The following is a 16,154-nucleotide window of genomic DNA, read 5'->3' on the forward strand; positions in this document are numbered from 1 at the left end:
GGGCCGACCCGGCTCGGCTGCACATGGCCGCGCACAGCCATCATTTGTGGCCCGACGCCAGCTTCGAAGGGCAGGTGGAGTGTTGGGAGGACGCAGCGCGCCTTGCCGACCGCAAGTGGGACCGGATCATGGACGAGGTGTGGCCGGAAGCGCAGGGCCATGTCGCGAACGAGCTCGGAACCGGTGCACCCGACGCGATCGTGTTCGCGCCAAACACGCACGATTTCCTGATTCGGCTCGTCGCCGCTGTCCCTCGGCAGAATCGGCAGGTTAGGATCCTGACCAGCGACGGTGAATTCCATAGCGCGCGTCGGCAATTCGCGCGCTGGGAGGAGTGCGGCGAGGTGACGGTCGAACGCATCGCGGTCGAGCCCTTCGAGACTTTCTCCGATCGCTTCCTGGAAGCTGCGCAGTCGGGAAAACATGACCTGATCTTCGTGAGCCAGGTGCTGTTCGGAAGCGGCCGCCGCTTCGATCGCGTGGACCAGTTGGCGGAACTCGCGAGCTCCCCCGGCCCGTGGGTCGTGGTCGACGGTTATCACGCGTTCATGGCCATCGAGTCCCCATTCGACGACGTCGCTTCGAGGTCGGCGTTCTACGTCGGCGGAGGCTACAAATATGCGATGTCGGGGGAGGGCTGCGCCTTCCTTCATGCCCCTTCCGGTTATGGCGAACGTCCGCCGCTAACCGGCTGGTTCGCCGAGTTCGAAGATCTGACACTGCCCCCCGGAGCAGTCGGCTATCGCAAGGACGCGATGCGCTTCATGGGCGCGACATTCGACCCCTCGGCACTCTACCGGTTCAACGCAGTTCGCCGCATGCTTTGGGAAAACGGACTGACGACTGCGCGAATCCACGCGCATGTCAGCCGGCTCCAAGAACATCTGCTCGACGCGATCGAGGGGAGCCGGTTCGGGGACGCCGAGCGATTGAACCGGCCCGGCGATGCCCGCTTTCTCGCGTTCCGGACGCCGCAGGCCCAACGCTGGTCCGGCGAGTTGATGGCGCGGAATTGCGTCACGGACGTGCGCGGGGACGTTCTGCGCATCGGGCTCGCGCTCTACCATGACGAGGATGACATCCACGCCTTCGCGCGGATGGCTGGAGACCTAACCTAGGGCCTCAGCCCGCTCTGCAGCAGGTGGTTGGCGATGCGAGTGACTTCGGCCGGTGACTCCTTGCCCCAGACTCCGAAGCGCAGCCCCAGGAACACGTTCATTCCCATTAACGCCCAGGCTTCGACCTCCGTCGCAAGCTTGGACTCCATCGCGACGACCTCCCCTTTATCCTTGCCGGCCTGAAGCCGCGCCGCGATGCGGTCGGCAGTCGTCACATAGTGCTTCCTGAAGCCTTCTGGATCGACGAACTCCGCCTCGTCGATGATCCTGTAGACCTCCCGATGCGTGCGGACGAATTCGAGGAAGGAAATAAGCGCGCGGCCTTCTCCCTCCAGTGTGTCGGCCGACCCGGCGAGGACCGGAGCGACGTGGTCGCGGACCTGCGCTGACATGTCGCGCACGACTTCCTGGAACACCGCCTCCTTGCTGTCGAAGTAGGTGTAAAAGGTGCCAAGCGCGACGCGGGCGCGGCTGGTGATCCCGACAATCGAGCCTTCGGAAAAGCCCTTCTCTCCGAACTCTTCCAGCGCTGCGTCGAGGATCTTGCGCAGCGTGCGCTGGCCGCGAGCCGTGCGCGGAGCCTTGCCTTCGCTGGCCGGGCTGGATGCCTCGGGATTGCGAGCGTCCGCGCTGCCTTCGGCGTCACGAATTCCGGCCAATCCTTGTCCCCCAAATCGACCAGCCATCAAGGAAGTTGAAAGCTGGTTCAGGTTTCAGTATGACCCAAGGTTGAACGAGGCGCAACTACCGCCTCGGGAGAGGGGACTGAGATGATTCGCGCCGACCGCTTTGGACGCCTGCTGCTTGCTGGCGTCGCCGGACTTGCCATTTCCACGCCGACCTGGGCTCAAACTGCCGAGCAGGCCAATGCCGAAGCGCAGCAGCAGCCTCCCGCTCCGGACGCGACCGCAGCGACCGACAATGAGGGCCAGGATACCGCAACGGGCGATATCGTCGTCACAGCCCGTCGTACCGACGAACGGCTGCAACGCGTTCCATCTTCCATCTCCGCCTTCAACGAGCGGGCTCTCGACCGCATCCAGGCGCAGGACACAACCGGCCTGCAGGGCGCGGTACCGAACCTCAACATCGTGCAGGGCCGCGGCTCGTCCAACGCAACCAACATCTTCATCCGCGGCATCGGCCAGCCGGACGCGTTGCAAACGTTCGACCCTGCCGTCGGCGTCTATGTCGACGACGTCTATCTCTCGCGCATCCGCGGCAACCAGCTCGATCTCCTCGACGTCGAGCGGATCGAGGTCCTGCGCGGACCGCAGGGGACGCTCTACGGCAAGAACACGATAGGCGGCGCCATCAAGTTCGTGTCGCGCAAGCCCGGCCAGGATGTGCGCGCCGAAGGAAGCCTGACGCTCGGATCGTTCGATCAGATCGATGTCCGTGCGAACCTTTCGGGGCCAATCAGCAACCAGCTGGCGATCGGCGTTTCGGTGATGCGTTCGACGCGTGATGGGTTCGTCGATGATCGCAACGATGATCGGGAATACAACAACCGGGATTCGGCCGGCATTCGCGGCGCCGTGGCCTTTACCCCGGCGGACACTGTCCGCGTCGATCTGACGGCCGACTACAGTCAGGACGACGCCGCGCTGAACGTTGGACGTCCGGTCAACAATCTCACGACCTTTTCGGGAGGAACGCTGGTCGTCACCGACCCGGTCGGCTCCGGCAAGTACAAGTGGAAGGGCGAGACCACGCCCGGCTTCCCGAACTCGACAAAGCTGAAGCACTACGGCTTCGCGGGCACGATCACCGCCGACCTGACGGACCATTTGACGTGGAAGTCCATCACGGCGGTGCGGAAGCTCAAGACAGACGACTTCATCGACATCGATGCAACCCGCTACGAAGTCGGCGATGTGTTCGTCGGCGTGGACCAGGACCAGTTCAGCCAGGAAATGCAGCTGGCCTACACCAGCGACCGGCTGACGGGCGTTGCGGGCGTCTATTACCTCAAGGAGAATGTCGGCTCGCACCAGGAAGCCTATGCCGACGACCTGCTCGGCCCGCTGTTCCTAAACAGCGGCTTCCTACGCACCATAGACGACGACCTGACGACCAAGAGCTACGCCGCTTATGCGAACGCCAGCTACGAGGTGGTTCCAACGGTGCGTCTGTCGGCAGGTATCCGCTACACTAAGGAAACGAAGGATTATTTCCGGACCACGAGCTCGTTCTTCTCGCTCCTTCCCGCATTCAACGCGACCTACATATTCGTTCCTCCGAAGGGCAAATGGAACGACACTTCGCCGATGGTCAGCCTCGACTGGCAGGCGACGCCTTCGACCATGCTCTATGCGCGCGTTGCAAAGGGCTTCAAATCGGGCGGGTTCAACGGCCGTGCGAACACCGTCGCGGAATCGACCAAGTACGATCCCGAGACGGTCTGGTCTTACGAAGCCGGCTTCAAGACGACGCTTGCCAAGCAGCTGCGGCTGAACGGCTCGGTCTTCTACAACGACTACAGGGACTTCCAGGCCCGCGTCTCGGGGCTCGACGACGATCCGGTCACCGGCCTGCCGTCGCCGAAGCTGTCGGTCCTCAATGCCGGCAAGATGCGGATCCAGGGTGCAGAGCTCGAAGCCTCGTGGACCCCTGTCCGCAACCTGCTGATCGATGGACAGCTCGGTTACCTCGATGCCAAGTACAAGGACTTCGACGACGTCCGCTTCACCAATTTCGGTGGCAGCCGTGCGTTCCAGACGCCGGCCTTCGCGCCGAAATGGACGCTCCGCCTGGGCGGTCAATACACGTTCGACCTTGGCGGCACGGGCGGGATCACCGTTGGCGGCCAGACGCGCTACCGCTCGCGCGCAGCGCTGGCGGTCGACAACACGCTCGTGAATTCGGCCACGAAGATCGAAGGCCTTTTTCAGGACGGATACTGGATCCACGACGCCCGGATCGTCTGGGAAAATGCGAGCAAGAAGTTCGCGCTTGGACTGTACGGCTACAATCTGGGTGACAAGGCGTACAAGACCGATGGCCAGGAGTTCTCTAGCGTCGGTAGCATCCGCACCGTTTATTACGGCGCACCGCGGACGGTCTCGCTGAAGTTCACGGCCCGCTATTGATGCTAGTGACGGCGGCGGGGCTTGCCGCTCCGCCGCCGCCATGCCAGCGGCGACCGCAATGACTGATCCTTCGACCGGCGAGCGCGCCCTCCGGACCCGCGTGCTCCTGCTTCTGCTGTTCGCCTACATTTTTAATTTCATCGACCGGAACATCATCGGCGTCCTTGCCGTGCCGATCCGCGAGGAGTTCGGACTTTCCGATACGGCGCTCAGCACGCTCGGCGTCGCCTTTGGCGTCTTCTACGCGGCCATCGCAATCCCGATCGCCTGGGCGGCCGACCGCAAGGGCCGCGTCAGCATCATCGCCGCGGCGGTTGCGCTCTGGAGCTTGTTCACGGCCGCTTGTGGCGTCGTGCAGAATTACACGCAGCTCGTCGTTGCCCGCATGGGAGTTGCCGTCGGCGAGGCCGGCGGGATCGCGCCGTCCTATTCGCTCATCTCCGACTATTTCCCACGCGAGAAGAGATCGAGGGCGTTGGCTTTCTATTCGCTCGGAATCCCGATCGGTTCGGCGCTGGGCGTCTTCTCCGGGGATGGCTGGCAGCTCATCTGACTTGGCGCAGCGCGCTCATCATCATCGGCCTCGCCGGCCTTCCCGCGGCTCTGCTCATCAAGCTGCTGGTTCCCGAGCCGGAGCGCGGGCGCTTCGATGCCGCTCCCGTCCAATCCGAATTGCCATTTGGCGCGGTCGCGAAAGCAGTGTTCTCCATTCCGAGCTTTTGGCTGCTTTCATTCGGGGCCGCATCCGGGTCGATCCTGGGCTACGGCCTGATCTTCTGGCTCCCGAGTTTCTTCAACCGCAGCTTCGGCCTCGCGGTCGAGGATGTGGGCTGGTTCTATGGATCAATCGTTCTCGTCGGCGGAGCGCTCGGTACCTGGCTGGGAGGCTCGGTCGGCGACCGGATCGGTCCCAGGCGCCCGGGCGGCTATGCCCTCATTCCAGCCGTATGCTTTGTGATCACAGCGCCGACTTTCGCGCTCGGGCTCTTCGCTCCGAACCTGTGGATTGCATGGCTGCTTTTCACGATCGGCCAGATGCTCGCACTCGCTTGGCTCGGGCCGGTAATCACGGCGGTCCAGCACATCGTCCTGCCATCGATGCGCGCCACGGCCTCGGCCAGTTTCCTCTTCATCAACAATCTGATCGGAATCGCATTCGGAATCTATTTCCTCGGCTGGATGTCCGATACGCTGAAGGCCGCTCACGGAGCGGACTCGCTCAAGTTCTCGATCCTCTACGGGCTGGGCTTCTACTTGCTCGCCGCTCTCTTCTACCTGTTCGCCGCAGTGCGCCTCAAGCAGGACATCAAGTCCTAACCTAGCCTGCAAACGGCAGAAATCTGCGGTTCAGCCTGGTGCCGTAGGACGTTCCCATTCAGTCCCGAGGAGTGGAACGGGCCCGTGACAGGGCCGTTCTAGCTGGGAACCAATAGGAGATTAGTGATGAGGAAGCTCATCCTTGCAGCCGGTGTCGCGGCATTTGCGATGGCCGTTCCGGCAGCCGCCAAGCCCGACAAGGGCGGCGGAGGACATGGTGGCAACGCCCAGGCCCAGCGTGGGGGCGGCGGAGGCCAGCAGGTACAGCGTGGCGGAGGCGGTGGTGGCCGCCAGATGCAGATGCAGCGCGCCGAGCGCCATGGCGGCGGCGGCGGGCAGCGTGCTTTCCAGATGCAGCGTGGTGGCGGTGAACGCCAGGCGCAGCGCATGGAACGTCGCAGTGGCGGTGAACGCCGATTCGCCAACTTCCAGTCGAACCGCAACGAACGCCGCGCACAGCGGGTCGAGCGCCAGAATCATGGCAACCGCGACTTCGCGCGCATTGACAATCGCGGCCGCAACGCCGCTCGCGTCGAAAACCGCGATCGGATCGGCCACGACCAGCGCATGGCGTTCGACCGCGGTCAGGTCCGCGGCGACCGGCGCGAGCTGGCGCGCGTGAACAACATTGACGCCGCTCGTTATCGCGACGATTTCCGTCGCCATTCGGAATGGCGCGACTGGAGCGACGGCGATTGGGACCGGCACTATGCCTATCGCGGCATCCCAGCAGCCTATGTCGGCTGCCCTCCGGGCCTAGCCAAGAAGTCGCCGGCCTGCGTGCCTCCGGGCCTCGCGAAGCAGCACTACATCGGCCATGCGCTGCCTTCGTTCTACGCGTCGAACTACCTGCCGCTCGGCCTTCGCGACATCTATCACGACAACGATGACTATTATTATCGTTGGGGCGACGGGTACGTGTATCGCGTCGACCGGGGCGACAATCTTATCTCGGCACTGCTGCCGCTGATCGGTGGCGGTTACGGCGTCGGCCAGCAGTTCCCGTATTACAACCAGCCCAACTACTACGTGCCCGACTATTACCAGTCGTTCTATCCGGACACGCCGTACGAATATTATCGTTACGACAACGGCTATGTGTACCGGCTGGATGCGGGCTCGGGCATGATCGAGGACGTCATCCCCCTTCTCGATCGCGGCTATGGCCTCGGGCAAATGCTCCCGGCAGGGTACAGCTACTACAACGTGCCGTACCAGTATCGGGACTATTACCGCGACACGCCAGAGTACGCGTACCGTTACGCTCCAGGTGCGATCTATCAGGTCGATCGCGACACGCAGCTGATCACGGCGATTTCGTCCCTGCTGACCGGTGGACTGTCGGTGGGTCAGCCGCTGCCGGCGTCTTATTCGGCGTACAACGTCCCGTTCGCCTATCGCGACCGATATTACGATAGTCCGGACGCATGGTATCGCTACAGCGACGGCTACATTTACCAGGTCGATCCCACGACCCAGCTGATCACGGCGATGGTCCAGGCCCTCGTCTGATTTTGGAAGATATGGATCGCAGATGGCCCGGCGTGCGTTGCCGGGCCATTTCGTTCTCAGAATGAATATGGAGGAGGCAATGACCTTCAGACTGTTTGCCGTGACAACGGCCGCGCTCGCGCTTGCAGTCGCCGGCTGCAACAAGACTGACACCACCAATGGCGCTGCGCCCGACCAGCCAGCGCAGGCCGCGAAGGCCGCGGGCGATCAGACGATCGCCGCGGCGCTCGACAAGAATGGACGCTTCTACCAGGCGGCTCATGCTGCGGGACTGGATTCCACCCTCGCGGGTCCGGGGCCGTACACCGTGCTCGTTCCTCGCGATGAGGCGTTCGGCAAGGTCGAAGGCGCACTCAAGGATTCAGGCAATCCCGAAAACCGCGCCGAACTGACCCGCGTCCTTACGCTGCACATCCTGCCGGGCACCGTACTTGTCGATGACCTCGCCAAAGCCGTGGACAACGGCAAGGGCAAGGCACTCATCCAGACGATGAACGGTGAAACCCTCACCGCGACCAAGGATGGTGGCAAGGTGGTCCTGACGGATTCTTCGGGTGGGAAAGCCACCATTGTCGACGGCGACCAGAAGCGCTCGAACGGAGTGGTTCAGTACATCGACACGATCCTTACGCCGTCGGCACAGGCCGCCCCGAAGAAGTAAGCGGTCCGCATTAGCCTTTCCTGCTTCCAAGCAGCCGAACGCTCGCTATAAACGAAGCGAAATCGGCATGTTTGGGGCAGGACGACGCATGAAAGCGACGATTGAACGGGCGACACTCCTCAAGAGCCTGAGCCACGTCCAGTCGGTCGTGGAGCGCCGCAATACGATTCCGATCCTGTCGAACGTGCTGATCGAAGCACGCGATGACGGATCGATCCGCCTGATGGCGACCGACCTCGATTTGCAAGTCGATGAAAGCATCCAGGCGAATGTATCGACGGCCGGCGCGACGACCGTCTCCGCGCACACCTTGTTCGACATCGTCCGCAAGCTTCCGGAAGGGAGCCAGGTCGAGATCAACGCCGCCGAGGGCAAGATGCAGCTCTCCGCAGGCCGCGCGCGATTCAACCTTTCGACACTGCCGCGCGACGACTTCCCGGTAATCGCCGAAGGCGACCTGCCGACCAAGTTCGAGCTGCCGGCGGCGACGCTTCGCCAGATCATCGACAAGACGCGCTTTGCGATCTCGACCGAGGAGACCCGCTACTATCTGATGGGAATCTTCCTCCATTTGGCAGACGACCAGCTGAAGGCTGCGGCAACTGACGGGCACAGGCTCGCCCGCGTGACCGTGCCGAAGCCCGATGGAGCGGACGGAATGCCGGACGTGATCGTCCCGCGGAAGTGCGTTGCCGAGCTTCGCAAGCTGCTTGAGGAACTCGAGGGTACCGTCGAAGTCTCGATGTCGCCGACCAAGATCCGCTTCGGCCTCGGCAGCGCTGTCCTGACCAGCAAGCTGATCGACGGCACGTTCCCGGACTACAACCGGGTCATTCCAACCGGAAACGACAAGCTTCTTAAGCTTGATCCGAAGAGCTTCGCGCAGGGCGTCGACCGTGTGTCGACCATCGCCAGCGAGAAGACCCGCGCGGTTAAGATGAACGTCGATCGCGACAAGGTGACCCTGTCTGTTACTTCGCCCGAGAGCGGCACGGCGACCGAGGAAATCGCGGCCGATTACGGCTCCGAAGGAATCGAGATTGGATTCAACGCCCGATACCTGCTCGACATCCTCGGCGAGATCGATGGCGACACGGTCGAGGTCCACCTGGCCGATGCCGCGGCTCCCACTCTTCTGCGTGAGAACGACAAGAGCCCGGCGCTCTACGTCCTCATGCCGATGCGGGTGTGACGGTCTGCCGTCTTTGGCGCGGGTGGACGACACCCGAAAATGCAGCAGCCTATGAGCGCACTGTTCGCAGCGAGGTCATCCCTGCGATCGAGGCGCTAAAAATCCCCGGCTTCCGCCACATCGACCTGATGAAGCGCGACCTTGGCAGCGAGGTCGAGTTCATGACCTGCATGTGGTTCGACAGCATCGAGGCGATCAAGGCGTTCACTGGCGAGGATTACAGCGTCAGCCACGTACCGGCTGCGGCGCAGGCGTTGCTTTCCCGCTTCGACGCTCGCGCTGCCCATTTCGAGGTTCTCGACCGCCGCGAGCAATAGAGGCTAAACCGGCTCAAGTGCCCGTAAGCCGCCTCGCCCTCACCGATTTCCGTTCCTATCCGTCTGCGCTCATCGAGCCCGGTCCGGGGTTCGTCCTGCTGTCGGGCGAGAACGGCGCCGGGAAAACCAACCTCCTCGAGGCCGTGTCATTGCTAAGTCCCGGCCGCGGACTGCGTGGAGCCGCGCTATCCGAAATGGCCCGGATCGGCGGAGGCGGAGGGTTCGCGGTAGCCGCGCGGCTCGGCGACGTCGAGATCGGAACAGGGACCCAGACGTCAGCGCCCGAGCGCCGGCAGGTGCGGATCAATTCCGCGCCGGCGTCCGTCAACTCACTCAGCGAATGGCTGTCAGTGCTTTGGCTGACGCCGGCGATGGACCGGCTCTTCCTTGGCTCGGCTGGCGACCGCCGTCGGTTTCTCGACCGGCTCGTTCTCGCTCTCGAACCGAGCCATGCGCACCATTCTTCGCGATACGAGGCGGCGATGCGCGCGCGCAACAAGCTGCTGGCTGACGATGGATTGCCCGACCCGTCCTGGCTCGGGGCGCTCGAACAACAGATGGCGGAGCATGGCACGGCGATTGCCGGAGCGCGCTCGCGAACGGTCGCCGAACTCGAACATCGGCTGGAAGGTGCGCCGGACGACCAATTCGCCCGCGCGGCAATCCAGTTGGACGGCTGGGATCAGGCCGATCTTGCGGCGCAGCTTCGCGACAGCCGAAGCCGGGATACTGCCGCCGGCCGCTCGATAATTGGGCCGCATCGGCAGGATTTGCTCGTCAGTCACCGGGCAAAACAGATGGAGGCTTCCCGCTCCTCAACCGGCGAACAGAAGGCGCTGCTCCTCGGGCTCGTGCTGGCACATGCCGAGGTGGTCGCCGAGCGCCGTGGCGAACCGCCCATTCTGCTGCTCGATGAGGTCGCCGCCCACCTCGATCCGAAGCGCCGCTCGGCGCTCTTCACCCGCCTCGAAGGGCGCGGCCAGGTGTGGATGACGGCGACCGAAGCGGCGCTGTTCGACGGCGTTGGAGAGGCTAGCCGTCTCCATGTCGAAGGGGGCGCTGTCCACCGTATCTAGACTTTTCGTGTTTTACCTCTATATTGCACTGCAGCACGAAGCGCTTTTCAAGCGGCGTGAACGGTCTCGACAAGTTTGAGGACCCGGCCCGCGCTTCGATCGATTTTGCTCTCCAATTCACGCGGGCGCTTTTTTGACCCCCTCGGACCGCGCTTTGCGCGGCCGTTTCATATTGGAATTACCATTGTCATTTCATAATCTTGGCCTGTCCAAGCCCCTTCTCGACGCGCTTGCGGCGAAGAATTATTCGCAGGCGACGCCAATCCAGCATCAGGCGATCCCGACGGTCCTGACCGGCCGCGATCTCCTCGGCATTGCACAGACTGGTACCGGCAAGACGGCGGCGTTCATGCTGCCGTCGCTCGACCGCCTGGCAGCCAATCGCAACATTCCTAAGCCGGGCCAGATCCGGATGCTGGTGCTTGCGCCGACCCGCGAACTCGCTTCGCAGATCGCGGTGAGCGCTGAGACCTATGGCCGCTTCATGCGGCTGTCTGTCGGCGTCATCTTCGGCGGCGTTCCCAATTCGAAGAGCGTGCGCACGGTCGCGCGCGGTCTCGACGTCCTCGTTGCTACGCCGGGCCGCCTGCTCGACCTCATCGACCAGCGCGCGCTCAGCCTTCGCGATCTCGAAATCCTCGTCCTCGACGAGGCCGATCAGATGCTCGACCTCGGCTTCATCCATGCGCTGAAGCGCATCGTCGCCTTGGTCCCGGCAAAGCGCCAGACCTTGTTCTTCTCGGCCACCATGCCGAGGGCAATCAAGGAGCTTGCCGACAAGTATCTGACGAACCCGGCCGAGGTTGCGGTGACTCCCGTCGCCAAGACCGCCGATCGCGTCGATCAGAAGGTTGTCATGGTCAACCAGCCGGAAAAGACCGCTCTCCTGACCATTCTCTTGCAGACCGAAAAGGTCGAGCGCGCCCTGGTCTTCAGCCGAACCAAGCATGGAGCCGACAAGATCGTCCGGATGCTCAATGCCGCAGGGGTCGCGGCCAGCGCCATTCACGGCAACAAGAGCCAGGGCCAGCGTGAGCGGGCGCTAGCCGAGTTCCGTTCAGGTCAGACGCCGGTCCTGATTGCGACCGACATTGCCGCGCGCGGGATCGACATCCCGGGTGTCAGCCATGTCGTCAATTACGACCTTCCCGAGGTCCCGGAGCAATATGTCCACCGTATCGGCCGGACCGCTCGCGCGGGCGCCGAGGGCAAGGCCATTGCCTTTTGTTCATCGGAGGAGCGCGGACTGTTGCGCGACATCGAGCGGCTGACGCGTCAGAAGATCGAAGTTGCTCCGCTTCCGGAGAACTTCGTCCAGGCGGCTGCCGAACTGAAGCGGCTCAAGCCCGCTCCCAAGCAGGCCGAGGAACAGCCGCGGCGTTTCCACTCGCACGGCATCAAGGCGGACCGCCGCTTCGACGGCCAGCGCCGCGAGCAGCGCAACGAGCGTTCCGGTGAACGGTCAGGCCAGCAGCGTTCGGGTCAGCAGCGGCCGGAACATCCCGCGCAGGCCAGCAACGGACCGATCGACCGCAGCAGCAGCGTCATCCGCACCGCGCCGATGGCCATGCCGCACACCGTCCCGAAGGCGGCCGCCCGAAGCGTCCGTTCCGCGGCGGGCGCGGTCGCCCAGGCGGCCGTCAAGCTCAGGGCTAGTTCGCGTAGGCCTTGATCAGGTCGTAGAGATAATCTCGGCCGACGTAGAGCGAGCGGACTTCGATCCGCTCGTTCAACCCATGGGCTCCATTTCCATCGGGATCACCCCAGGCGCCCGGCACCCCGTATGTCGGTATGCCGGCTGCGCCTAGGAAGGTCGCGTCGGTGTAGCCGTTAGCCATCGACGGAACGACGGGGACGCCGGGGAAATATTTTGCCGCCAGTCTTGCGGCAGGCTCCATGATTTTCGGATCGAGCGGCGGAGCTGGGGGTGATGGGCGAAGCGGCGGGATGGCCGTCAGGTTTACACCCTCATCGCCGATGACCTTTGCGAGCTCCGAGCGAATTTCGTCGACCGAATGTCCGGGAAAGATGCGGCAGTTCACGAAGGCGCCGGCACGCTGCGCGAGCGCGTTCTTGGCGTGCCCACCGTCCAACATCGTGGCGACGCAGGTCGTCCGAAGATTGGAGTGGAGAAACGGGTCCTTGTTGACGATCGCTTCGGCTGCCTTGTCGGCCTGGTTCGATGAAAGCGCGACCATGGCACGCCCGACTTCGTCCTTCCGTCCGGTTCCGGATTCGCGGAAATAGGCTCGCGTCGTCTCGCTCATTTCCAGCGGGAATTCGTAGCCCTGCAAGCGGACAAGGGCCTGCGCGAGCTGATAGATTGCATTGTCGGGCCTCGGCACAGAGCTGTGGCCGCCCGGGTTTCGAGTCTCGAGGCGGTAGGTCGCGAACGTCTTTTCGCCGACCTGCATTGCCTGTTCGACAACCCTCCCCTTGCCGTCGGTGGTCCCGCCGCCGCCTTCGTTAAGCGCGAATTCGGCATCGATCAGGTCGCGCTTGTTCGCGGCCAGCCACTGCGCGCCATTGAAGGCGCCGTTGGTTTCCTCGCCGCAAGTGAGGGCGATCTTTACCGTGCGCTTCGGCTTGTATCCCGATTCCTGGAAGCGGATCAGTGTGTCGACCAGGGCGGACGCCATGGCCTTGTCGTCCAGCGAACCGCGAGCATAGAAATAGCCGTTCTCCTCAATCAGGGTGAAGGGGTCGCGGACCCAGTCTTCCTTCTTCGCCTCGACCACGTCGATATGGGCGATGCCGAGGATCGGCTTCAGCGTCTTCGAGGTGCCCGGATAGATGGCAACAAGACCGCCCTCCTTCGGATGAGCGGGATCGACAAACAAGGTGATCTGGCTTTCCGGGAGGCGGGCTTCTCTCAGACGCGCAGCCATGCGTTCTGCGGCCAAGGTGCAGCTCCCACTGCTAAGCGTCGTATTGGTTTCGACCAGCTCCTTGTAGAGGGCCCGATACTCGACCTGGTCGGGCCGGAGCGCCTGGGCTGAAACGGTCTGAGCGGTAAATGCGAGCGCGATTACAGCGGCGGATCTAAGCATCTTGCCCCCTGCTTCGCCGCCATGGGAGGGCAGCGGCGACACGCTTCACCTTTCACGGCTGGCGCGCAAGGGCGAAGCTCGAAATCTCCGGAAGAATTCCTATATTGGGGAGGAGTGACTCACGCGCGCGTGCGCGCACGCGCGTTTCCGTGAGACTTTTCCCGTTTTTCTCCCTATCCCGGACATCATGGCAACCGATCCCAACAGCAATTCCTATGGCGCCGACAGCATCAAGGTCCTCAAGGGCCTCGATGCGGTGCGCAAGCGTCCCGGCATGTACATCGGCGATACCGATGACGGCTCAGGCCTCCACCACATGGTGTTCGAGGTCAGCGACAACGCGATCGACGAGGCGCTGGCCGGGCACTGCGATCGCGTCCTGATCACGCTCAATCCGGATGGATCGGTCTCCGTCGAGGACAACGGCCGCGGAATTCCGACGGGCATCCATGCCGAGGAGGGCGTGTCGGCGGCCGAGGTCATTATGACCCAGCTGCACGCCGGCGGTAAGTTCGAGAACACGTCCGACGACAATGCCTACAAGGTTTCGGGCGGTCTCCACGGCGTCGGCGTTTCGGTCGTCAATGCGCTCAGCGAATTCCTCGACCTGACGATCTGGCGCGACGGCGAAGAGCATTACATGCGCTTCCGTCACGGCGATGCCGAGGCTCCGCTGAAGGTCGTCGGCAAGACCGACAAGCGCGGAACGAAGGTGACGTTCCTTCCAAGCCCAGAGACCTTCAAGATCCTGGACTTCGACTTCGACCGGCTGGAGCACCGCTTCCGGGAGCTTGCCTTCCTCAACTCGGGCGTTCGCCTCGTCCTCCAGGACGCTCGGCACGACGAGCTGAAGGAAGTCGAGATGCATTACGAAGGCGGGATCGGAGCCTTCGTGAAATATCTGGACCGCGCCAAGACTCCGCTGATTCCGGACCCGATTTCGGTCACCGGCCAGCGCGACGACATCGGCATCGAAGTCGCGCTCGAATGGAACGACAGCTATTACGAGCAGGTCCTCTGCTTCACGAACAACATCCCGCAGCGCGACGGCGGCACGCACCTTGCGGCATTCCGGGCGGCGTTGACACGCACGATCAACAATTACGCCGACAAGTCAGGTGTGCTTAAGCGCGAAAAGGTGAGTCTGACTGGCGAAGACATGCGCGAGGGCCTTACCGCCATCGTTTCCGTGAAGCTCCCCGACCCGAAGTTCGGCTCGCAGACCAAGGACAAGCTCGTCTCGTCCGAGGTCCGCCAGCCGCTCGAAAGCCTGATGGCCGACAAGATGGCCGAATGGCTCGAGGAAAATCCTGCGCACGCGCGGACGATCATCCAGAAGATCATCGACGCTGCCGCCGCGCGCGAGGCTGCCCGCAAGGCGCGCGAAGCCAGCCGCAAGTCTGTGATGGGCATCGCCTCATTGCCCGGCAAGCTGCACGACTGCTCGGAGCGCGATCCCGCCAAGTCCGAGCTGTTCCTGGTCGAGGGCGACAGCGCCGGCGGATCCGCAAAGCAGGGCCGCGACAGCAAGTTCCAGGCGATCCTTCCCTCAAGGGCAAGATTCTGAACGTCGAGCGTGCCCGCTTCGACCGAATGCTGTCGTCGAAGGAGATCGGGACCATCATCCAGGCGCTCGGCACCGGCATCGGCCGCGAGGAATTCAACCTCGAGAAGCTGCGCTACCACAAGATCGTCATTATGACGGACGCCGACGTCGACGGCGCTCACATCCGCACGCTTCTGCTCACTCTGTTCTACCGGCAGATGCCGGAGCTGATCGAGGCGGGCACCTCTACATCGCCCAGCCGCCGCTATACAAAGTCGCTCGCGGCCGGTCCGAAGTCTATCTCAAGGATGATGCAGCGCTCGATGAATATCTCGTCGATGCGGGTCTCGAAGGCCTCATATTCGAGAGCAAGAGCGGTCCGCGGTCTGGACAGGACCTCCGGACTCTCGTCGATCACGCCCGCCGAATGCGTACGCTGATGCGCTATGCGCCGCGCAGGTATGATTCGACCTTGATCGAGGGGCTGGCGATCAACGATGCGCTCAATCCAAAGCTCGATGATGCAGGCCGCGCCAAGGCGATCGTCAAAGTCGCCGAGTGGCTCAACAACGGCGACCCGGAAGCGCAATGGTCCGGCGAAATGTCCAGCGAGGGCGGTTATCTGCTCAAGCGTCTGTGGCGCGGGGTGACCGATGCCTACATCTTCGAGAAGGGTTTTCTCGTCTCGACCGAGGCGCGGAAGCTGGCGACCCTGGCCGGTGAGCAGGCAGCTACCTACGCGACGGTCGCTACGCTCAAGACGCTAAAGAAGGGTGCCGCCGAAGAGGCGAAGCCTGAGCCGGTCGAAGGCGAAGAGGGCGAAGAGCAGGCGGTCGAAAGCGACACCAAGGGGAAGACGGTTGTGGTCACGCGGCCGTCCGAACTTCTTGATGCCGTGCTCGCCGCGGGTCGTCGCGGTCTCAGCATCCAGCGCTACAAGGGTCTCGGCGAAATGAACGCCGAGCAGCTTTGGGAAACGACGCTCGACAAGGCGAACCGCTCATTGCTGCGGGTCGAAGTCGCCCAGGCCGATGTCGCCGATGAGATCTTCACGCGGCTGATGGGCGACATCGTCGAGCCACGACGGGAGTTCATCCAGGAGAACGCGCTCAGCGTCGCGAACCTGGACGTCTAAGGAACTGCTCTCAACGGAACCGATAACTACGATTTCGGAAGCGATTAAGCCGGTTGCGGAAGCATTAAAGCCGGAATTGGGGCGTTTTCGACGGGCCGGTGGGTGAAATCGCTGGGCCTCGCGGGAGTTCATCCAAGA

At 63.1% G+C, this 16,154-nt stretch carries 11 protein-coding genes and 2 pseudogenes; 10 read left to right on the forward strand and 3 right to left on the reverse strand.

Features of this window, described 5'->3' with window-relative positions:
- Positions 1–23 precede the first annotated feature (23 nt).
- On the forward strand, positions 24–1,118 hold the full coding sequence (locus tag H9L14_RS13415) for an aminotransferase class V-fold PLP-dependent enzyme (RefSeq protein WP_187708491.1): 1,095 nt from the start codon (positions 24–26) through the stop codon (positions 1,116–1,118).
- On the opposite strand, the gene H9L14_RS13420 is transcribed toward H9L14_RS13415, so the two are convergent.
- The gene (locus H9L14_RS13420; protein WP_425506884.1) at positions 1,115–1,777 is read right to left on the reverse strand and encodes a TetR/AcrR family transcriptional regulator; all 663 of its coding nucleotides are present in this window, start codon (positions 1,775–1,777) and stop codon (positions 1,115–1,117) included. The two genes, H9L14_RS13415 and H9L14_RS13420, sit on opposite strands and share 4 nt — an antisense overlap.
- 111 nt (positions 1,778–1,888) lie before the next feature.
- Here H9L14_RS13420 and H9L14_RS13425 point away from each other — a divergent pair, with 111 nt between their 5' ends.
- Positions 1,889–4,210: a TonB-dependent receptor gene (locus H9L14_RS13425; RefSeq protein ID WP_187708493.1), complete on the forward strand. Its 2,322-nt coding sequence runs from the start codon at positions 1,889–1,891 to the stop codon at positions 4,208–4,210.
- Between the two features lie 58 nt (positions 4,211–4,268).
- A pseudogene (locus H9L14_RS13430) lies at positions 4,269–5,527 on the forward strand (spinster family MFS transporter).
- 120 nt (positions 5,528–5,647) lie between these two features.
- Here H9L14_RS13430 and H9L14_RS13435 read toward each other — a convergent pair.
- On the reverse strand, positions 5,648–6,193 hold the full coding sequence (locus tag H9L14_RS13435) for a hypothetical protein (RefSeq protein ID WP_187708494.1): 546 nt from the start codon (positions 6,191–6,193) through the stop codon (positions 5,648–5,650).
- On the opposite strand from H9L14_RS13435, the gene H9L14_RS13440 reads away from it, so the two are divergent.
- From H9L14_RS13440 to H9L14_RS13465, 6 genes are all read left to right on the forward strand, one after another.
- Positions 6,146–7,039, forward strand: a complete 894-nt coding sequence (locus tag H9L14_RS13440; protein ID WP_187708495.1) for a hypothetical protein — start codon at positions 6,146–6,148, stop codon at positions 7,037–7,039. The two genes, H9L14_RS13435 and H9L14_RS13440, sit on opposite strands and share 48 nt — an antisense overlap.
- Before the next feature lie 79 nt (positions 7,040–7,118).
- Positions 7,119–7,700, forward strand: a complete 582-nt coding sequence (locus tag H9L14_RS13445; protein ID WP_187708496.1) for a fasciclin domain-containing protein — start codon at positions 7,119–7,121, stop codon at positions 7,698–7,700.
- A gap of 88 nt (positions 7,701–7,788) precedes the next feature.
- Entirely contained in the window at positions 7,789–8,892 is a 1,104-nt protein-coding gene (dnaN, locus tag H9L14_RS13450; protein ID WP_187708497.1) for a DNA polymerase III subunit beta, read from the forward strand.
- Positions 8,889–9,209 carry an antibiotic biosynthesis monooxygenase gene (locus H9L14_RS13455; RefSeq protein ID WP_187708498.1) on the forward strand — a complete coding sequence of 107 codons (321 nt, stop codon included), beginning with the start codon at positions 8,889–8,891 and terminating at the stop codon, positions 9,207–9,209. The genes dnaN and H9L14_RS13455 overlap by 4 nt, the downstream gene beginning before the upstream one ends.
- A 17-nt stretch (positions 9,210–9,226) precedes the next feature.
- The gene (gene recF, locus H9L14_RS13460) at positions 9,227–10,285 is read left to right on the forward strand and encodes a DNA replication/repair protein RecF (protein ID WP_187708499.1); all 1,059 of its coding nucleotides are present in this window, start codon (positions 9,227–9,229) and stop codon (positions 10,283–10,285) included.
- A 184-nt stretch (positions 10,286–10,469) separates the two neighbouring features.
- The gene (locus H9L14_RS13465) at positions 10,470–11,957 is read left to right on the forward strand and encodes a DEAD/DEAH box helicase (protein WP_187708500.1); all 1,488 of its coding nucleotides are present in this window, start codon (positions 10,470–10,472) and stop codon (positions 11,955–11,957) included.
- Here the strand turns inward: H9L14_RS13465 and H9L14_RS13470 are convergent.
- The gene (locus H9L14_RS13470) at positions 11,938–13,335 is read right to left on the reverse strand and encodes a M20/M25/M40 family metallo-hydrolase (RefSeq protein ID WP_187708501.1); all 1,398 of its coding nucleotides are present in this window, start codon (positions 13,333–13,335) and stop codon (positions 11,938–11,940) included. The two genes, H9L14_RS13465 and H9L14_RS13470, sit on opposite strands and share 20 nt — an antisense overlap.
- A gap of 187 nt (positions 13,336–13,522) precedes the next feature.
- Between H9L14_RS13470 and gyrB the strand changes: the two are divergent.
- Positions 13,523–16,016: pseudogene (gene gyrB / locus H9L14_RS13475) on the forward strand (DNA topoisomerase (ATP-hydrolyzing) subunit B).
- Positions 16,017–16,154 lie beyond the last annotated feature (138 nt).

The organism is Sphingomonas sediminicola (assembly GCF_014489515.1).
Classification (GTDB): Bacteria; Pseudomonadota; Alphaproteobacteria; order Sphingomonadales; family Sphingomonadaceae; genus Sphingomicrobium; species Sphingomicrobium sediminicola.